The sequence below is a fragment of the Pseudomonas azotoformans genome (assembly GCF_900103345.1).
Classification (GTDB): Bacteria; Pseudomonadota; Gammaproteobacteria; order Pseudomonadales; family Pseudomonadaceae; genus Aquipseudomonas; species Aquipseudomonas azotoformans.
In genome coordinates this window covers 5,115,876-5,135,025 of record NZ_LT629702.1, presented here as the reverse complement: position 1 = coordinate 5,135,025, position 19,150 = coordinate 5,115,876, and the positions used below count along the sequence as shown (strand labels likewise).

The following is a 19,150-nucleotide window of genomic DNA, read 5'->3' as shown; positions in this document are numbered from 1 at the left end:
GTTAATATGCATCGCAAGCGCAACGCACTAAAGAGGTGCATTTACGCGTCTTCGCGCTACATTGCGGTGCGCTATTTTTGGGCTTTTGTCGCAATGCACCTTTATAGGGGCGTTTTTGGAGCAGAAAACCCATGTTGGCGCACTGGCATGCATTTTGCTCTCTTGTGAGGCAGGTTGCCATGGCGGAGTATCCGCGCCGGCATCACCCACATTCTAAGGGCTAACTCCACTACCCCAGCCCGAAGCCACCCGGAGGACACTATGTCGAAGTCGGTTCAACTCATCAAAGATCATGACGTTAAATGGATTGATCTGCGCTTCACGGACACCAAAGGCACTCAGCACCACGTGACCATGCCGGCTCGCGACGCGCTGGATGAAGCTTTCTTCGAAGAAGGCAAAATGTTCGACGGTTCCTCCATCGCTGGCTGGAAAGGCATCGAAGCCTCCGACATGATCCTGATGCCGGACGACAGCACTGCCGTACTCGACCCGTTCACCGAAGAGCCAACCCTGATCCTGGTCTGCGACGTGATCGAGCCTTCGACCATGCAAGGCTACGACCGCGACCCACGTGCGATCGCCAAGCGTGCCGAGGAATACCTGAAGTCCACCGGTATCGGTGACACCGTATTCGTAGGCCCAGAGCCAGAATTCTTCATCTTCGACCAGGTCAAGTTCAAGTCCGACATCTCCGGCTCCATGTTCAAGATCTACTCCGAACAAGGCTCCTGGATGTCCGACCAGGACGTTGAAGGCGGCAACCATGGCCACCGTCCAGGTATCAAAGGGGGCTACTTCCCAGTTCCGCCGTTCGACCACGACCACGAAATCCGTACCTCCATGTGCAACGCCATGGAAGACATGGGCCTGGTCATCGAAGTGCACCACCACGAAGTGGCCACTGCCGGCCAGAACGAAATCGGTGTGAAGTTCAACACCCTGGTGGCCAAGGCTGACGAAGTACAGACCCTGAAGTACTGCGTACACAACACTGCCGTTGCTTACGGCCGTACCGCTACCTTCATGCCTAAGCCTCTGTACGGCGATAACGGTTCGGGTATGCACGTTCACCTGTCCATCGCCAAAGATGGCAAGAACACCTTCGCTGGCGAAGGTTATGCCGGCCTGTCCGACACCGCCCTGTACTTCATCGGCGGTATCATCAAGCACGGTAAGGCCCTGAACGGCTTCACCAACCCGTCGACCAACTCCTACAAGCGTCTGGTCCCAGGTTTCGAAGCACCGGTAATGCTGGCCTACTCCGCTCGCAACCGTTCCGCGTCGATCCGTATTCCTTACGTGTCCAGCCCTCGCGCTCGCCGTATCGAAGCGCGCTTCCCGGATCCAGCAGCCAACCCGTACCTGGCCTTCGCTGCCCTGGTCATGGCCGGCCTGGACGGTATCCAGAACAAGATCCACCCTGGCGACGCCGCCGACAAAAACTTGTACGACCTGCCGCCTGAAGAGGCCAAAGAGATCCCACAAGTGTGCGGCAGCCTGAAAGAAGCCCTGGAAGAGCTGGACAAGGGCCGTGCGTTCCTGACCAAAGGCGGCGTGTTCAGCGACGACTTCATCGACGCTTACATCGAGCTGAAAAGCGCTGAAGAAATCAAGGTTCGCACCTTCGTACACCCACTGGAATACGAGCTGTACTACAGCTGCTGATCCGGTAGCGCGGCTTAACGCAGCGCGCTGAAAAAGACCTCCTTCGGGAGGTCTTTTTTTGCCTGGGATTTGGCTGGCCGGCGGATTCTCGCGTAACTATGAGGTAGCCTCTGACTGACGCTGCTTTAGACCTGCAAACCCAATCAAAAAGGTGGGAGGGGGCTTGCCCCCGATTGCAGTGTGCCAGCCAGCCCATCTGGCACTGACACTCCACCATCGGGGGCAAGCCCCCTCCCACAAGGAGATCTTCGTTGAAACATAGACTCGTGTTCGCCCTGTTGTTCGCCAGTGCCAGTGCCAGTGCTGCGCCGCCCACCCTGGAGCCGCTGCTCAACAGCATCGCCGAACGCCTGGAGATCGCCGACCAGGTCGCCCTGAGCAAATGGGACAGCAAAAAGCCGGTAGAAGATAAAAAACGCGAACAAGAGGTGATTGCCAGCGTCGTCGCCCAGGCGCCGAGCTACAAGCTGGACCCGGCCGCCGCCGAGCAGTTTTTCTCGGCGCAGATCGAGGCCAATAAGCTGGTGCAGTACACCCATCTGTCCGACTGGCAGTTCCAGGGCAAGGCACCCGACGACCCGCGCCCGGATCTGGTCAAGCAGATTCGCCCCCAACTGGATGAACTGCAAAAACGCCTGCTGCAGCAACTGGCTGACTTTACCCCGCAGCGCACCGACCCGAAGTGCTCGCAGTGGGTGGCCGAGGCCGTGCATGAGCCCCTGAACGATCCGTTGCGCCAACTGGCAATGATCCGCGCCACCGCCGAACTGTGCATCTACAAAGGTTAAAGCCTGCAAACCCAATTAAAACTGTGGGAGCGGGCTTGCTCGCGAAGGCGGAGTGTCAGTCACCTGATGCATTAACTGAAACACCGCCTTCGCGAGCAAGCCCGCTCCCACAGTTGGACGGAGTGCATTCAGTTGCGCCTTCGTCGCCTTCCTGAACAACCTTCACAAATCCGCACTATATTGGTGCGACTGGCTGCACCCTTCCCACCTGTCCAGCCCATTTTGGTTCGAAACTTCCCGAGCAAGCTGGCAGAACGCCACAGTTTCGCGCCTTAAACCCCCATTTCAGGGCTTGCACGCTTCTTTTCGGAGCCTTGGTTTGGTTTTTGCATTTTCCTTGTATCAGCGTGTGCCTCAAGCCCGCGCCTTGCTCCAAAAGAGGTCCTGATGACCATCAGCGATGCACTGCACCGTTTGCTACTCGACAACCTGACCACCGCGACCATCCTGCTCAATGACGACTTGCGTCTTGAGTACATGAACCCGGCGGCGGAGATGCTCCTGGCCATCAGCGGCCAGCGCAGCCATGGGCAGTTCATCAGCGAATTGTTCACCGAGTCGGCCGAAGCCTTGAGTTCGTTGCGCCAGGCGGTGGAGCAGGCGCACCCGTTCACCAAACGCGAAGCGATGCTCACCGCCCTCACCGGCCAGACGCTGACCGTCGACTATGCCGTGACCCCCATCCTGAGCAACGGCGCGACCTTGCTGCTGCTGGAAGTGCATCCGCGTGATCGCCTGCTGCGCATCACCAAGGAAGAAGCGCAACTGTCCAAACAGGAAACCAGCAAGATGCTGGTACGCGGCCTGGCCCATGAGATCAAGAACCCGCTCGGCGGTATTCGCGGCGCGGCGCAATTGCTGGCCCGCGAACTGCCAGAGGAACACCTCAAGGACTACACCAACGTCATCATTGAAGAGGCCGACCGCCTGCGTAACCTGGTGGACCGCATGCTCGGCTCCAACAAGCTGCCGTCCCTGGCGATGACCAACGTCCACGAAGTGCTGGAGCGCGTCTGCCAACTGGTCGAGGCCGAAAGCCAGGGCTGCATCACCTTGGTGCGTGACTACGACCCGAGCATCCCTGACGTTCTGATCGACCGCGAACAGATGATCCAGGCGGTGCTCAACATCGTGCGCAACGCGATGCAGGCCATCAGCAGCCAGAATGAGCTGCGCCTGGGTCGCATCAGCCTGCGCACCCGCGCCCTGCGCCAGTTCACCATCGGCCACGTGCGGCACCGCCTGGTGACCAAGGTCGAAATCATCGACAACGGCCCGGGGATTCCTGCGGAACTCCAGGAAACCATTTTCTTTCCCATGGTCAGTGGCCGCCCGGACGGTACCGGGCTGGGCCTGGCCATTACCCAGAACATCATCAGCCAGCACCAGGGTCTGATCGAATGTGAGAGCCATCCCGGCCACACCACCTTCTCGATCTTCCTGCCCCTGGAACAAGGAGCCCCATCGACATGAGCCGTAGTGAAACTGTCTGGATCGTCGATGACGACCGTTCTATCCGCTGGGTCCTCGAGAAAGCCTTGCAACAGGAAGGCATGACCACCCAGAGCTTCGACAGCGCCGACGGGGTGATGAGCCGCCTGGCGCGCCAGCAGCCCGACGTGATCATCTCCGACATCCGCATGCCCGGCGCCAGTGGCCTGGACTTGCTGGCGCGGATTCGCGAGCAGCACCCGCGCCTGCCGGTGATCATCATGACCGCGCACTCGGACCTGGACAGCGCTGTCGCGTCCTACCAAGGCGGCGCCTTTGAGTACCTGCCCAAGCCGTTCGACGTGGACGAGGCGGTGGCGCTGGTCAAGCGCGCCAACCAGCACGCCCAGGAACAGCAGAACCAGGAAGCCCCACCGGCCCTGACCCGCACCCCGGAAATCATCGGCGAAGCGCCGGCGATGCAGGAAGTGTTTCGCGCCATCGGGCGTTTGAGCCACTCCAACATCACCGTGCTGATCAACGGCGAATCCGGCACTGGTAAAGAGCTTGTCGCCCACGCGCTGCACCGTCACAGCCCGCGGGCGGCTTCGCCGTTCATCGCGCTGAACATGGCGGCGATTCCCAAGGACTTGATGGAGTCCGAGCTGTTCGGCCATGAAAAAGGCGCGTTCACTGGCGCCGCCAACCTGCGTCGCGGGCGCTTTGAACAGGCTGACGGCGGTACGCTGTTCCTCGATGAAATCGGCGACATGCCGGCCGACACCCAGACCCGCCTGCTACGGGTACTGGCTGACGGTGAGTTCTATCGGGTTGGCGGGCACACGCCGGTCAAGGTCGACGTACGCATCATCGCGGCAACCCACCAGAACCTGGAAACCCTGGTCCACGCCGGCAAGTTCCGTGAGGACTTGTTCCACCGCCTCAACGTGATCCGTATCCACATTCCACGCATGTCGGACCGTCGCGAAGACATCCCGACCCTCGCCCGCCACTTCCTGAGCCGCGCCGCCCAGGAGCTGGCCGTCGAGCCGAAGCTGCTGAAAAGCGAAACCGAGGAATACCTGAAGAACCTGCCGTGGCCGGGCAACGTTCGCCAGCTGGAGAACACCTGCCGCTGGATCACCGTGATGGCGTCCGGGCGCGAAGTGCATATCAGCGACCTGCCGCCGGAGCTGTTGAGCCTGCCGCAGGACTCTGCACCCGTGACCAACTGGGAACAGGCGCTGCGCCAGTGGGCCGACCAGGCCCTGGCACGCGGCCAGTCGAGCCTGCTGGACAGCGCCGTGCCGGCCTTTGAGCGGATCATGATCGAGACTGCCTTGAAGCACACCGCCGGTCGCCGCCGCGATGCCGCCGTGTTGCTGGGTTGGGGGCGTAATACCTTGACCCGCAAGATCAAGGAATTGGGGATGAAGGTTGATGGTGGGGATGATGACGAGGGCGACGACGCCTAATTCTCAGACCCACTGAAAATCCCATGTGGGAGCGGGCTTGCTCGCGAATACGGTGTATCAGGCACAGATGTTCTGTCTGACCCACCGCTTTCGCGAGCAAGCCCGCTCCCACATTTGGATCTCCATAAATTTCGCGATTGTGCACCTCTTGAATGCACCATGAACCGGCATCGGGCACCGACTCAAGGCCTGGAATATCGGTCTGATTGAAAACTCTTCGAAGCCAATAAACACCAAAGCCCCGTATTCCGGGGCTTTGCGCTTTCTGTAAAAAGTTTTTTGCACAACCTGGCCACTCTGGCACGCGCCCTGCAATAACCCCTGTACTACCCAGTTTCGGGGACCTTGGTACAGGCAGGCCGAGAATCCCCTCTTTACACCCGGGGTGCTTGATGCGAATCGCGTCGCGCTCCACACCGTTTCGGGAACCTCGGTACAGGCAGGCTGGGGATTCCCTCTTTAACACCGAAGCCTTTCGAGGCTTCACCCCGTTTTGGGAGCCCTGGTACAGGCAGGCCGGGAACTCCCTCTTTTATTCCTCTTGGAGATGGATCTCCAACCGCCAGCGGCCATCGGCCTTCTCGCCCTTCCACTCCCCACGCAACGGCCGAGCCGCCACCAGGTTCAGCAACAGGCCGCCATCGGTCTTGCGTACGCGCCAGTTCACGTCCTTGTCATTGACCTTGAGTCGCCCAGCCGCCGCCTTGCCCTGGGCGTCGAACAACAGCGCCACGGTGCCATCGATATGCTCACCGTGCAGCTTGGGTTCGCTGTTGAACCACACCACCACGCCGTCCGTTGCGGTCTCGACCTGTTGCAGTTCGACCGGGTCCGGGGTGGTCAGGCGACCGATCATCAGGCCGACCATCATGCCGACAATCGCCAAAGAACCCATGACCCTCGGCATAAGCTTCGGCCTCGGGTCCTCTTCGAGGGTAGAATGCAGCGCATCTTTGCCTTCGGAGCCGTGCATGTTTCACGTCATCCTTTTTCAACCAGAAATTCCGCCGAATACCGGCAACGTTATCAGGCTGTGCGCCAACAGTGGCTGCCACCTGCATTTGATCGAGCCCCTGGGCTTCGACATGGACGACAAGCGCCTGCGCCGCGCCGGGCTGGATTACCACGAGTACGCCACGCTCAAGCGCCACGCGGACCTGGCCAGCTGCCTGGAAAGCCTGGGGCACCCACGGCTGTTCGCGTTCACCACCAAGGGTTCGCGGCCGTTCCATGATGCCAGTTTTGCCGAGGGCGATGCCTTCCTGTTCGGCCCCGAAAGCAGGGGCCTGCCGGCCGAGGTACTCGACGCCCTGCCCGACGGCCATCGCCTGCGTTTGCCGATGCGCGAGGGCTGCCGCAGCCTGAACCTGTCCAACACCGTGGCCGTCGCCGTCTACGAAGGCTGGCGCCAGCTCGGCTTCAAGTAATACACATAACAAATGTGGGAGGGGGCTTGCCCCCGATGACGGAGTGTCAGTCGACATCTATGTGACTGATCTACCGCTATCGGGGGCAAGCCCCCTCCCACATGGGGTCCTGCACCGGGTTCGAGATTACTGAACCGTCGACGAACCTTCCTGTTGCATGCGCTGCAGCTCCTGCGCGTACAGGGCATCGAAGTTCACCGGCGCCAGCATCAGCGCTGGGAACGAGCCACGGGTAACCAGGCTGTCCAGGGTCTCACGGGCATACGGGAACAGGATGTTCGGGCAGAACGCGCCCAGGGTGTGGCTCATGGACGCTTCGTCCAGGCCCTGGATCAGGAAGATACCGGCCTGTTGCACTTCAGCGATGAAGGCCACTTCTTCGCCGTTCTTGACGGTCACGGACAGGGTCAACACCACTTCGTGGAAGTCGCTTTCCAGCGCCTTCTGGCGGGTGTTCAGGTCCAGCGCAACGCTTGGGGTCCATTCCTGGCGGAAGATGGCCGGGCTTTTCGGCGCTTCGAACGACAGGTCACGCACGTAGATGCGCTGCAGCGAGAACTGTGGAGCTGGGGCTTCTGCTGCTTCGGTGTTCTGTTGGTCAGTCATCTCAGATCCTTGTGATCTTGGGGTCTTTTAGGGTTTAAGGAGTCAGACGAGCAGCAGCGCATCGAGTTTACCGGCGCGCTCCAGGGCGAACAGGTCGTCGCAGCCACCGATGTGCCTGGCGCCGATCCAGATCTGCGGCACGGACGTGCGCCCCGCCTTCTGGGCCATTTCGGCACGCACCTGGGGTTTGCCGTCGACCTTGATCTCTTCGAAGGCAACGCCCTTTTTCTCCAGCAGGGCCTTGGCCCGCATGCAGTAAGGGCACCAATCGCTGGAATACACGACAACCTGGCTCATATCACTTCACCAGCGGCAGGTTATCGGCGCGCCAGCTGCTGATGCCACCGGACAGCTTGGCGGCGGTGAAACCGGTCTTGAGCATTTCGCGGGCGTGGGTGCCGGCGTGCTGGCCTTGGGCGTCGACCAGGATGATGGTCTTGGCCTTGTGCTTTTCCAGCTCGGCCAGGCGCGCGATCAGCTTGTCCTGCGGAATGTTCAGGGCGCCGACGATGTGGCCGGTGGCAAAATCCTTGGCCGGGCGGATGTCCACGACAACGGCCTCATCCTTGTTGACCAGCGCGGTCAGCTCCGCCGTGCTCAGGCTGCGGCCACCGCGGCTCAATTCGTGAGCGATCAACAGCGCCAGCAGGATGACGAAGGCACCCACGAGCAGATAGTGGGCAGTGGCAAATGCAATCAGGTGATCAACCATCAAGGAGGTTCCAGGGCGTTAAAATGGCGGTAAGTATACACAGCCGTCAGGGGGGGCCAACCCCCGTAAAGCGGTGACGTGGTCGGAACTTCGCTTTAAACTGCCACTCCCTTTTCAATTGTCTTCCTTTATTACCGCCACGAGAGGATCTATGACTACTACGCCTAAACCTTTGGTCCTGATAATTCTCGATGGCTTCGGACACAGTGAAAGCCACCACGACAACGCGGTATATGCGGCCAAGAAGCCCGTACTCGACCGCCTGACCGCCACCGTACCCAACGGCCTCATCTCCGGTTCGGGCATGGATGTAGGCCTGCCGGACGGCCAGATGGGCAACTCGGAAGTCGGCCACATGAACCTCGGCGCCGGACGAGTGGTGTATCAAGACTTCACCCGCGTGACCAAAGCGATCCGCGATGGCGAGTTCTTCGAGAACCCGACCATTTGCGCGGCAGTCGATAAAGCAGTGGCTGCCGGCAAGGCCGTGCACTTCATGGGCCTGCTGTCCGATGGCGGCGTCCACAGCCACCAGGACCACCTGGTCGCCATGGCCGAGCTGGCCTTCAAGCGCGGCGCCGACAAGATCTACCTGCACGCCTTCCTCGACGGCCGCGACACCCCGCCGAAAAGCGCGCAGTCGTCCATCGAACTGCTCGACACCACCTTCGCCGCCCTGGGCAAAGGCCGCATCGCCAGCCTGGTGGGTCGTTACTTCGCCATGGACCGTGACAACCGTTGGGACCGCGTCTCCCAGGCCTACAACCTGATCGTCGACGGCCAGGCCGAATTCAATGCCGCCACCGCCCAGGAAGGCCTCGAAGCTGCCTACGCCCGTGGCGAAAGCGATGAGTTCGTCAAAGCCACCACCATCGGCGAGCCGGTCAAGGTCGAAGACGGCGACGCCGTGGTGTTCATGAACTTCCGCGCCGACCGTGCCCGCGAGCTGAGCCGTGTGTTTGTCGAAGACGGCTTCAAGGAATTCGAGCGCGCCCGCCAGCCAAAAGTGCAGTACGTGGGCCTGACCCAATACGCCGCCAGCATCCCGGCCCCTGCCGCCTTTGCACCGGGCAGCCTGGACAACGTGCTGGGCGATTACCTGGCAAAAAATGGCAAGACCCAGCTGCGCATTGCCGAAACCGAAAAATACGCCCACGTGACCTTCTTCTTCTCCGGCGGCCGTGAAGAGCCGTTCCCGGGTGAAGAACGCATCCTGATCCCGTCGCCAAAGGTAGCCACCTACGACCTGCAGCCGGAAATGAGCGCGCCGGAAGTCACCGACAAGATCGTCGACGCCATCGACCACCAGCGTTACGACGTGATCGTGGTCAACTACGCCAACGGCGACATGGTGGGCCACAGCGGCAACCTGGAAGCTGCGACCAAGGCTGTGGAATGCCTGGACCTGTGCGTCGGCCGTATCGTCGACGCCCTGGAAAAAGTCGGCGGCGAAGCGCTGATCACCGCCGACCACGGCAACTGCGAGCAGATGTCCGACGAATCGACCGGCCAGGCCCATACCGCGCACACCACCGAGCCAGTGCCGTTCATCTATGTCGGCAAGCGTGATTTCAAGGTGCGTAGCGGTGGCGTGCTGGCGGATGTGGCGCCGACCATGCTGATGTTGATGGGGCTGGAGAAGCCGGTGGAGATGACCGGGACTTCGATTCTGGTCTGATTCCCAGCTTCACCGAAAAACAATGTGGGAGGGGGCTTGCCCCCGATTACGGTAGATCAGCTGACACCTATGTGGCTGACACACTGCAATCGGGGGCAAGCCCCCTCCCACATTGGATCTGCGCTGTTTGGAACATGTCTTTTTGCCATACCACTGCCACTCGGCACCTATCTTGCGCTACAGCCCGAATTGGGCGTTTTTTTTGCCGCGCTTGGCGGGCATACTAGGCCGTCCATTTCCCTGGTGTCGCCCGCCTCTATGCTTCGCGCCTTGATTACCCTTGCTCTTGTCTGCCTGCTCCAACCGGCGTTTGCCGACGAGCGCGCACAAACCCAACAACAGTTGGACGCTACGCGTCAGGACATTACCGAGCTGAAAAAACTGCTCGGCAAGCTCCAGGAAGAGAAATCCGGGGTGCAGAAAGACCTGCGCGGCACGGAAACCGAGATGGGCAAGCTGGAGAAGCAGGTCCAGGAGCTGCAAAAAGAACTAAAGAAGAGCGAGTCGGAACTGGAGCGACTCGACGCTGAGAAAAAAAAACTCCAGAGCGCACGCGTTGAACAGCAACGCCTGATCGCGATCCAGGCCCGTGCCGCCTACCAGAACGGCCGCCAGGAATACCTCAAGCTGCTGCTCAACCAGCAGAACCCCGAGAAATTCGCGCGCACCCTCACCTACTACGACTACCTGAGCAAGGCCCGGCTGGAGCAACTCAAAAGCTTCAACGAAACCTTGCGCCAGTTGGTCAATGTCGAACAGGAAATCGCCAACCAGCAATCGCAGCTGGAGGATCAGAAAAGTGCCCTCAACGCCCAACGCGACGAGCTGGACAAGGTCCGCAAGGAACGCCAACTGGCCCTGGCCAAGCTCAATGACGATGTAAAGGCGCGTGACGCCAAGCTGCAGGCCCGCGAGCAGGACCAGGCCGACCTGGCCAAAGTGCTCAAGACCATCGAAGAAACCCTGGCCCGCCAGGCACGCGAGGCTGAAGAAGCGCGGCAGAAAGCGCTGATCGCCCAGCAGGAAGCCGAAAAAAAGCGCCAGCGTGAGGCCGAACTGGCCGCCACTACGGATGCCCCGGCACCACGCAAACCGGCGCATGCAGCCCCTGGCCCACTGGTTTCCAGCGCCGGCGAGTCGTTCGGTGGGCCTTTTGCTTCAGCCCGCGGCAAACTTCCATGGCCGGTTGATGGTCGATTGCTTGCACGCTTTGGGGAAACCCGTGGCGATGACACCCGCGCCAAATGGGATGGCGTGATGATCAGCGCCTCCGCCGGCAGCCAGGTCCATGCGGTTCATGGTGGGCGCGTGGTGTTTGCCGATTGGCTGCGGGGCGCCGGTTTGTTGGTGATTCTCGACCACGGTAATGGCTATTTGAGCCTTTACGGCCACAATCAGACATTACTCAAGTCGGCAGGTGATGTTGTAAAAGCCGGTGAATCCATCTCCACTGTGGGTAACAGTGGTGGCCAGGACACCCCGGCGCTGTATTTCGCTATTCGTCAGCAGGGTCGCCCGAGCGATCCCGCACAATGGTGCCGTTCCCAAGGATAGGGCCGCATCTACATTAGGAGTTCGTTCGACATGCTGCATTTGTCCCGCCTCACATCGCTGGCCCTGACGATCGCCCTGGTGATCGGTGCGCCCCTGGCTTTCGCCGACCAGGCGGCCCCGGCGGCCCCGGCCAGCACGGCCGCGACCACCAAGGCGCCGCTGCCGCTGGACGAGCTGCGCACCTTTGCCGAGGTCATGGACCGCATCAAGGCCGCGTATGTCGAACCCGTAGACGACAAGACCCTGCTGGAAAATGCCATCAAGGGCATGCTCAGCAACCTCGACCCACACTCCGCCTATCTGGGGCCGGAAGATTTTGCCGAGCTGCAGGAAAGCACCAGCGGTGAATTCGGCGGCCTGGGCATCGAAGTCGGCTCCGAAGACGGCAACATCAAGGTGGTCTCGCCAATCGATGACACGCCGGCGTCCAAGGCCGGCATCCAGGCCGGTGACTTCATCGTCAAGATCAACGGCCAGCCGACCCGTGGCCAGACCATGACCGAAGCCGTCGACAAGATGCGCGGCAAGATCGGCCAGAAAATCACCCTGACCCTGGTGCGCGACGGCGGCAACCCGTTCGACGTAACGCTGACCCGTGCGACCATCGTGGTCAAGAGCGTGAAGAGCCAGCTGCTGGAGTCGGGCTACGGTTACATCCGCATCACCCAATTCCAGGTCAAGACCGGCGACGAAGTGGCCAAGGCCCTGGCCAAGCTGCGCAAGGACAACGGCAAGAAGCTCAGCGGTATCGTGCTCGACCTGCGCAACAACCCAGGCGGCGTGTTGCAGGCGGCGGTGGAAGTGGTCGACCACTTCATCACCAAAGGCCTGATCGTGTACACCAAGGGCCGCATCGCCAATTCCGAGCTGCGCTTCTCGGCTACCGGTAACGACCTCAGTGAAAACGTGCCATTGGCCGTGCTGATCAACGGCGGCAGCGCCTCGGCTTCCGAGATCGTCGCCGGCGCCCTGCAAGACCAGAAGCGCGGTGTGCTGATGGGCACCACCAGCTTCGGCAAAGGCTCGGTGCAAACCGTGTTGCCGCTGAACAACGAGCGTGCGCTGAAGATCACCACGGCGCTGTACTACACGCCGAATGGCCGCTCGATCCAGGCCCAGGGCATCGTGCCGGACATCGAGGTGCGCAAGGCCAAGATCACCAACGAGATCGACAGCGAGTACTACAAGGAGGCCGACCTGCAAGGCCACCTGGGCAATGGCAACGGCGGCGCCGACCAGCCCACCGGCAGCGGCAAGAAAGCCAAGCCGATGCCGCAGGACGATGACTACCAACTCGCCCAGGCGTTGAGCCTGCTCAAGGGCTTGAGCATCACGCGCAGCCGTTGATATGCGTTTTGCCCTGATCATCGCTGTGCTGTGCAGCTTGGCCGGGGTCGCCCACGCGACCCCGGTCGGCGAGCCTCAAAAAGCCTACCTGACCCTCATCATCGACGACCTCGGGCAAAACCTGCCCAGGGATCGTCGCGTGCTGGCCCTGCCCGGCCCAGTGACCACGGCGATCATGCCCGACACGCCCCACGCCGCCGAATTCGCCCGCGAAGCGCACAAGGCCGGCAAGATCGTGATCCTGCACATGCCCATGGACCCGGCCACCGGCCCGTTCGCCTGGCACCCGGAACTGCCCATCGAAGAACTCGGCAGGCGCCTGGACGCTGCCTTCAAGGCAGTGCCCTATACCGCCGGCATCAACAACCACATGGGCAGCCGCATGACCGCGCAGCCCGAAGCCATGGCCTGGTTGATGGGCGAGTTGCAACGGCGCAACAAGTTCTTTGTCGACAGCCGCACCAGCGCCAAGACGGTCGCCGCCGCAGAGGCGCAGAAAATCGACCTGGCCCACGTTTCGCGGGATGTGTTCCTGGACGACGAACGCACTGAGGCGGCGATCACCACACAGTTGCAGACTGCAATCAAGCTGGCGCACAAACAGGGTTCGGCGGTGATGATCGGTCACCCGTATCCACAGACACTGGCGGTGCTGGAACGCGAGTTGCCCAAGCTCAAGGCCCAGGGCATCGACTGGATCGATATCAAGTTGATGATCAGCGTGCGCAGCAACCAGGCCATGGCCGGACATGGCAAAAACGGCAAGTACTAGATAGCTACCGACCTGCCCACCCGGCACTCCTGAATAGTCGAGCCTCACGCTCACGCTTTCAGGACACTCCATGAACACATTCCATCCCTTGATTACAGGGCTGCTGATCAGCAGCCTTTCCAGCCTGCTTGTCGCGGCACCAAAGGACTACGGTGAAGGCCTTGCCAACGCCAGCCTGCCCAAAATGCTCACCAATGCGCAGCATCAGCACGCCCATTGGACTGGCGTCGGTCGTATTCGCAACGAAGCCCAGACTCTATGCACCGCCACGCTGCTCGACACCCGCGACGAAGCTGGCCAGTCCGGCCCGGCTTACGTGGTCACCAGCAGCCATTGCCTGCACCGCGTGAATGGCGTCGTGCAAAAAGATCTGCCGATGAAAGGCAGCATCAGTTTCAACTACTTCGACGACACCCTCGAACGCATCAAGACCTACCCGCTCAAGACCTTGAAGTGGGGCAGCAGCCAAGGCGTAGACCTTGCGATCATCGAGTTGGACGCCACGTTGTCGAGCCTGCTCAACAACGGCATAACCCCGGTAAAACTGGCCAAGGAAGTGCCCGCCGACGGCAACGACATCCTGGTACTCGCAGCTCCAGCGTGGGACACCTTGCATCTTTCCGCGTGCACCCAACAAACTTCGCGCGAACTGGTGGAGCAACCTTTCGTGTGGCGAATCACCATGAAGAACCAGTGCAAAGGCGTACGCCTTGGCAGCTTTGGCGGCCCGTTGCTGGACCGAGCGTCCAACACGCTGTTCGGTATTCTCAGCACCAGCACCGCCGGCCAGTCCGAAGAACATAAATGCCAACGTGATGCGCCCTGCGAGATCCTGGACGGCACGCCGAGCTGGCATGAAGACACCAACTACGGCAGCCCGGTGACGTTCCTCAACCGGTGTTTTGTGGCCGGTGTTCTGCAAGCGGATGTAGAACAGTGTGACCTCTTTCCTACCACCAGCATTACCTTTGAGAATCCCGAGCCTATCCAGCAGTACTACGTGAAAAAACCGGGCGTGCGCGGCAAGGACATCACCCCGACCTGGAACCTGGCGTTCAAGGTGAACACGCCGTTTTATCGCTACAAAACCACCCGCCGTGCCGCCGACTGCGAAAACCCGGCGCTGTACAGCGCACCGATTGACGCACGCGGCGCACGCATCAACGACGCCATAGGCCCGCAGACCGGGATGCAGATGCTGTGCATCATTGGGGTCGATTCCGCCGAACACCCAGCTACCAGCGGCATGATGCGCAATGCCCTGACCCTTGCGGTAGAACTGGCCAAGCCGGGCCCGGCACGCACTCCCGACCTGAGCATCCTCCTCGACCCGCACACCCTGCAGGGCTACACCCTGGCCTGGAAGTTGGCGCCGCCGTTCATGAGCCGCTACACCTACAAGTACGGCCCCGCTGCCACGACCGACTGCCTGCGCCCGGTGGATTACCTGCCCATTCCGTATCCTCCAGCCCCTGAAGAGGACGACGACGAGCCGATCGATATCGTCTACCCACTCAATGACGCGCCGCAGGGGGCAGGTGATAAGTTCGTGCGCCTGGTCAGCGTGAATCATCAGCCGGTCAAGGTCTGCACCTATGCCTTCGACCAGGCCGACCAACCGTCGACATTGCGGGTCGATTTGCTCAAACCACGCTGACCGCTAGAGGTACCGCGCCATGATTTCGTCGACACGACCGTCTTTGCGCAACTGGTCCAGCGCCGCCTGCAGCCTTGCCACCAGATCGTCCGGCACGTCTTTATTCAACGCCAGGTAGAGCTGGGCGCTGTTGAAGCGCAGCACAGTCTTGAGCCCGGTCACACCCACCTGACGTGCCAGGTAACGCCCGGCGGGGTCGCCGGTGGCCCACAGGTCGATCTGGCCATCCAGCAGCTTTTGCGCGTTGTCCTGATCGCGCAACACGACGATGGGGTTCAGGCCCTGCTTCTCCAGGGTCTGGGCGATGGCATCGCCCTTGTAGGCGCCGATCTTGTAGCGGCGCGCATGTTCGAGGTCGTCCAGTTGGATCTTGCTGTCAGCCTTGGCCAGCAGCACCCAATCGTCCGGACCGATGGGGCCGACCCATTTGAACAGCGCTTCACGGTCCGGCAGGCGCGCCATCACGAACACACCGTAGCCCGGTTTTTCCAGGGCAAGCTTGTAGATACGTTCCCAGGGGAAACGCAGGGTGAGGTTGTAGGAGATGCCCGCCCGCTTGAAGGTTTCGCGCACGATGTCCACGGCGATGCCTTCGATGTTCTCGTCCTTGGCGAAGTTCTTGCCGTTCTTTGCCATGTTGTAGGGCGGGAAGTTTTCCGTCAGCAACACCAGGGAGGCGTCGGACGGTTCTTCGGCGTGGGCCGGAGCGGTCAACAGGAGGGACGTACTGGCGAGGGCGAGCAGCAGGTGCTTGAACATGAAAGTTACCGGAATCCATGGCAAGCGCAGAGAGTGCCTCTGGCCTGCCATGCTGTCCAGCAGCGTTTAGCGCACGACGATACCGCGCGCCGCCATGTAGGCCTTGGCCTCGGGAACGGTGTATTCGCCAAAGTGGAAAATACTTGCCGCCAGCACCGCGCTGGCGTGGCCTTCGATCACACCATCGGCCAGGTGCTGCAGGTTGCCGACGCCACCGGAGGCAATCACCGGAATGCCCAGCGCATCGCTGATGGCACGGGTCACGCCCAGGTCGAAGCCGTTTTTCATGCCGTCCTGGTCCATGCTGGTCAGCAGGATTTCACCGGCACCCAGGCCTTCCATCTTCATCGCCCACTCCACCGCGTCCAGGCCGGTGGGCTTGCGACCGCCATGGGTGAAGATCTCCCAACGCGGAGTTTCGCCCGGGCCGGAGACTTTCTTGGCGTCAATGGCGACCACGATGCACTGCGAACCGAAGTGCTGCGCGGCTTCGCCGACGAACTCCGGGTTGAACACGGCTGCGGTGTTGATCGAGACCTTGTCCGCGCCGGCATTGAGCAGGTTGCGGATGTCCTGCACGGTGCGCACGCCACCGCCCACGGTCAGCGGAATGAAGACCTGGCTGGCCATGCGCTCGACGGTATGCAACGTGGTGTCGCGGCCGTCGACGCTGGCGGTGATGTCGAGGAACGTAATTTCGTCGGCACCTTGCTCATCGTAGCGACGGGCAATTTCCACCGGGTCACCCGCGTCACGGATGTTCTCGAACTTGACGCCCTTGACCACGCGACCGTTGTCGACGTCCAGGCAAGGGATGATGCGTTTGGCCAGCGCCATGGTCAGTCCTCAGCCGTTGTAGGCATCGCAGTAAGCCTGGGCTTCGGCGACGTCCAGGGTTCCTTCGTAGATCGCACGGCCGGTGATGGCGCCGATGATGCCGGGTGCCTTGGCATCCAGCAGCGACTTGATGTCGCCCAGGTTGTGGATGCCGCCGGAAGCGATCACCGGGATCTTCGTCGCGGCAGCCAGCGCAGCAGTGAACGGCACGTTGCAGCCCTGCATCATGCCGTCTTTGGCGATGTCGGTATAAACGATGGCGGAGACGCCGTCGGCTTCGAACTGCTTGGCCAGGTCGATCACCTGCACCGTGCTGATTTCAGCCCAGCCGTCGGTGGCGACGAAACCGTCTTTGGCGTCCAGGCCCACGATCACTTTGCCCGGGAAGGCGCGGCAGGCTTCGGCGACGAACGCCGGGTCTTTCACCGCCTTGGTGCCGATGATCACGTAGCTCACGCCAGCCTTGACGTAGTGCTCGATGGTTTCCAGGGAGCGGATACCGCCACCGATCTGGATCGGCAGGTTCGGGTAGCGCTTGGCGATGGCGGTGACCACTTCGCCGTTGACCGGTTGGCCTTCGAAGGCGCCGTTCAAGTCCACCAGATGCAGGCGACGGCAGCCCCCTTCCACCCATTTGGCGGCCATGCTCACCGGGTCATCGGAGAATACGGTGGAGTCTTCCATGCGGCCTTGGCGCAGACGTACGCAGGCACCGTCCTTGAGATCGATAGCGGGGATAATCAGCATCTGGCAAACCTTATTCGATATTCAGCAATGCTTGGGAAGTCAGGGCTTCTCAAGCGACCACAGGTCGCTTTCGATGCTTTCGAACCTTTCTTTAAGGAGCGTCTGCGTGTCGAAAATCGCCCTGTTGTAATAGTGCGGAGCCACTTCGGTGGTGAACAGTTCGAGGATCTCGGCGACCTCGAACGACCCCAGCTTGAGCTCGAAGCGGTCTTCCATGAAACGCTTGATCTTGAGGGTAGCCTCACTCTCCTGTTCAGGCGTGAGGTTCAAGACCGGCTGCTTCGGCTTCCGGGCCATTTACCAGCGCCCGTCCCAGGCGGCGAAGTTCTGCAGCAATTGCAGGCCATGGGTATGGCTCTTCTCCGGGTGGAACTGCACGGCAAACCGCGAGCCTTCGGCCAGCGCAGCGGCGAAGTCGACGCCGTAGTGCCCGCCACCCACCACCTGGCCCGGTTTACCGGCGGCGATGTAGTAGCTGTGCACGAAGTAGAAGCGCGCCAGGTCCGGAATGTCGTGCCACAGCGGGTGATCCACCGCCTGGCTGACCTGGTTCCAGCCCATGTGCGGGACTTTCAGGTGGGCGCCGTCTTCGTGCAGGTCTTTGCCGAAGAACTTCACTTGCCCAGGGAACAGGCCGATGCAGTCGACGCCGTCGTTCTCTTCGCTGCGGTCGAGCAAGGCTTGCATGCCCACGCAGATGCCGAGGAACGGACGGTCCTGGCTGACTTCGCGCACCAGGCTGTCAAAGCCCAGGCGGCGGATCTCGGCCATGCAGTCGCGAATCGCGCCGACGCCGGGAAACACCACCCGGTCGGCTTCGCGAATCACGTTGGCATCGCTGGTGATCAGCACCTTGCCGGCCCCTACGTGCTCGAGGGCCTTGGCCACCGAGTGCAGGTTACCCATGCCGTAATCGATAACCGCGACCGTCTGCATTACAGGACGCCCTTGGTCGAAGGCATTTGCCCGGCCATGCGCTCATCCAGCTCCACAGCCATGCGCAGGGCGCGGCCGAAAGCCTTGAACACGGTTTCGATCTGGTGGTGGGTGTTGGTGCCGCGCAGGTTGTCGATGTGCAGGCTGACAAGCGCATGGTTGACGAACCCCTGGAAGAACTCCTGGAACAGGTCGACGTCGAAGCCGCCCACGGTGGCGCGGGTGTAGGGCACGTGCATCTGCAGGCCTGGACGGCCGGAGAAGTCGATGACCACACGCGACAGCGCTTCGTCCAGCGGGACATAGGCATGGCCGTAGCGACGGATGCCTTTCTTGTCGCCGATGGCCTTGGCAAATGCCTGGCCCAACGTGATACCGACGTCTTCCACCGTGTGGTGGTCGTCGATATGCAGGTCGCCTTTGCTGACGATATCCAGGTCGATCAGCCCGTGACGGGCGATCTGGTCCAGCATGTGCTCAAGAAAAGGTACACCGATATCAAATCGGGCCTTTCCGGTGCCATCCAGGTTGATCGAGGCTTTGATCTGGGTTTCCAGAGTGTCGCGCTCGACGGACGCCTTACGTTCGGCCATCACCAGCTCCGCAAAATCATTGGGCGAAAAAGGCAGCCATTATAGGGGCGTGGGCGCTAAACAGAAACATCGAAGGGGATAAGACTGATGGAGTGTCGGGGATAGACATGTGCATACATGTGAGAACCAGCTTTTGCGGAGCTGGCTTGCCTGCGATGCAGGC

20 protein-coding genes are annotated in these 19,150 nt (G+C 61.2%); 10 read left to right on the top strand and 10 right to left on the bottom strand.

Translation table 11 applies throughout. The features are described 5' to 3' along the window. The first annotated feature begins 261 nt into the window (after positions 1–261). The 4 genes from glnA (at position 262) to ntrC (ending at position 5,362) form a co-directional block, all read left to right on the top strand. A complete protein-coding gene (glnA, locus tag BLR69_RS23355) occupies positions 262–1,668 on the top strand; it encodes a type I glutamate--ammonia ligase (RefSeq protein ID WP_071497062.1) in 1,407 nt (468 codons plus the stop codon). Between the two features lie 251 nt (positions 1,669–1,919). Further along, positions 1,920–2,456 (top strand): chorismate mutase, encoded by a 537-nt coding sequence (locus BLR69_RS23350; RefSeq protein ID WP_071497061.1) that lies wholly within the window; start codon positions 1,920–1,922, stop codon positions 2,454–2,456. Between the two features lie 387 nt (positions 2,457–2,843). Then, entirely contained in the window at positions 2,844–3,929 is a 1,086-nt protein-coding gene (glnL, locus tag BLR69_RS23345; protein WP_056860661.1) for a nitrogen regulation protein NR(II), read from the top strand. After that, positions 3,926–5,362 (top strand): nitrogen regulation protein NR(I), encoded by a 1,437-nt coding sequence (gene ntrC / locus BLR69_RS23340; protein WP_071497060.1) that lies wholly within the window; start codon positions 3,926–3,928, stop codon positions 5,360–5,362. The genes glnL and ntrC overlap by 4 nt, the downstream gene beginning before the upstream one ends. A gap of 532 nt (positions 5,363–5,894) precedes the next feature. On the opposite strand, the gene BLR69_RS23330 is transcribed toward ntrC, so the two are convergent. Continuing rightward, positions 5,895–6,335 carry a hypothetical protein gene (locus BLR69_RS23330; RefSeq protein WP_071497059.1) on the bottom strand — a complete coding sequence of 147 codons (441 nt, stop codon included), beginning with the start codon at positions 6,333–6,335 and terminating at the stop codon, positions 5,895–5,897. Between BLR69_RS23330 and BLR69_RS23325 the strand changes: the two genes are divergently transcribed. Beyond that, positions 6,334–6,789: a tRNA (cytidine(34)-2'-O)-methyltransferase gene (locus tag BLR69_RS23325; protein ID WP_003171120.1), complete on the top strand. Its 456-nt coding sequence runs from the start codon at positions 6,334–6,336 to the stop codon at positions 6,787–6,789. The two genes, BLR69_RS23330 and BLR69_RS23325, sit on opposite strands and share 2 nt — an antisense overlap. Before the next feature lie 126 nt (positions 6,790–6,915). On the opposite strand, the gene secB is transcribed toward BLR69_RS23325, so the two are convergent. From secB to BLR69_RS23310, 3 genes are read right to left on the bottom strand one after another with little or no spacing between them, the layout of a single operon-like run. Continuing rightward, the gene (gene secB, locus BLR69_RS23320; RefSeq protein ID WP_071497058.1) at positions 6,916–7,395 is read right to left on the bottom strand and encodes a protein-export chaperone SecB; all 480 of its coding nucleotides are present in this window, start codon (positions 7,393–7,395) and stop codon (positions 6,916–6,918) included. Positions 7,396–7,437: 42 nt separating this feature from the next. After that, complete coding sequence (gene grxC, locus BLR69_RS23315) at positions 7,438–7,692, bottom strand: glutaredoxin 3 (protein WP_033896917.1); 255 nt, start codon at positions 7,690–7,692, stop codon at positions 7,438–7,440. A gap of 1 nt (position 7,693) precedes the next feature. Further along, positions 7,694–8,107 carry a rhodanese-like domain-containing protein gene (locus tag BLR69_RS23310; RefSeq protein WP_010213877.1) on the bottom strand — a complete coding sequence of 138 codons (414 nt, stop codon included), beginning with the start codon at positions 8,105–8,107 and terminating at the stop codon, positions 7,694–7,696. Positions 8,108–8,258: 151 nt separating this feature from the next. Here BLR69_RS23310 and gpmI point away from each other — a divergent pair, with 151 nt between their 5' ends. The 5 genes from gpmI (at position 8,259) to BLR69_RS23285 (ending at position 15,115) form a co-directional block, all read left to right on the top strand. Further along, a complete protein-coding gene (gene gpmI, locus BLR69_RS23305) occupies positions 8,259–9,785 on the top strand; it encodes a 2,3-bisphosphoglycerate-independent phosphoglycerate mutase (protein ID WP_071497057.1) in 1,527 nt (508 codons plus the stop codon). A gap of 258 nt (positions 9,786–10,043) precedes the next feature. Continuing rightward, positions 10,044–11,339 (top strand): murein hydrolase activator EnvC family protein, encoded by a 1,296-nt coding sequence (locus tag BLR69_RS23300; RefSeq protein WP_058423724.1) that lies wholly within the window; start codon positions 10,044–10,046, stop codon positions 11,337–11,339. A 30-nt stretch (positions 11,340–11,369) separates the two neighbouring features. After that, positions 11,370–12,686, top strand: coding sequence for a S41 family peptidase (locus BLR69_RS23295; RefSeq protein WP_071497056.1), 1,317 nt, complete (start codon positions 11,370–11,372; stop codon positions 12,684–12,686). 1 nt (position 12,687) lies between these two features. After that, a complete protein-coding gene (locus BLR69_RS23290; RefSeq protein WP_071497055.1) occupies positions 12,688–13,458 on the top strand; it encodes a divergent polysaccharide deacetylase family protein in 771 nt (256 codons plus the stop codon). Between the two features lie 70 nt (positions 13,459–13,528). Then, complete coding sequence (locus tag BLR69_RS23285) at positions 13,529–15,115, top strand: trypsin-like peptidase domain-containing protein (protein WP_071497054.1); 1,587 nt, start codon at positions 13,529–13,531, stop codon at positions 15,113–15,115. Positions 15,116–15,118: 3 nt separating this feature from the next. On the opposite strand, the gene BLR69_RS23280 is transcribed toward BLR69_RS23285, so the two are convergent. The 6 genes from BLR69_RS23280 to hisB all read right to left on the bottom strand — a co-directional run bounded on the left by BLR69_RS23280 (position 15,119) and on the right by hisB (position 18,987). Further along, positions 15,119–15,874, bottom strand: a complete 756-nt coding sequence (locus BLR69_RS23280; protein ID WP_071497053.1) for a substrate-binding periplasmic protein — start codon at positions 15,872–15,874, stop codon at positions 15,119–15,121. Between the two features lie 66 nt (positions 15,875–15,940). Further along, the gene (hisF, locus tag BLR69_RS23275; RefSeq protein ID WP_003171107.1) at positions 15,941–16,711 is read right to left on the bottom strand and encodes an imidazole glycerol phosphate synthase subunit HisF; all 771 of its coding nucleotides are present in this window, start codon (positions 16,709–16,711) and stop codon (positions 15,941–15,943) included. A 9-nt stretch (positions 16,712–16,720) separates the two neighbouring features. After that, positions 16,721–17,458, bottom strand: coding sequence for a 1-(5-phosphoribosyl)-5-[(5-phosphoribosylamino)methylideneamino]imidazole-4-carboxamide isomerase (hisA, locus tag BLR69_RS23270; RefSeq protein ID WP_003187784.1), 738 nt, complete (start codon positions 17,456–17,458; stop codon positions 16,721–16,723). A gap of 39 nt (positions 17,459–17,497) precedes the next feature. Further along, the gene (locus tag BLR69_RS23265) at positions 17,498–17,755 is read right to left on the bottom strand and encodes a DUF2164 domain-containing protein (RefSeq protein ID WP_012721747.1); all 258 of its coding nucleotides are present in this window, start codon (positions 17,753–17,755) and stop codon (positions 17,498–17,500) included. Next, positions 17,756–18,394: an imidazole glycerol phosphate synthase subunit HisH gene (hisH, locus tag BLR69_RS23260; RefSeq protein ID WP_071497052.1), complete on the bottom strand. Its 639-nt coding sequence runs from the start codon at positions 18,392–18,394 to the stop codon at positions 17,756–17,758. Then, positions 18,394–18,987 (bottom strand): imidazoleglycerol-phosphate dehydratase HisB, encoded by a 594-nt coding sequence (gene hisB / locus BLR69_RS23255; protein WP_017849940.1) that lies wholly within the window; start codon positions 18,985–18,987, stop codon positions 18,394–18,396. The genes hisH and hisB overlap by 1 nt, the downstream gene beginning before the upstream one ends. Between the last annotated feature and the right edge of the window lie 163 nt (positions 18,988–19,150).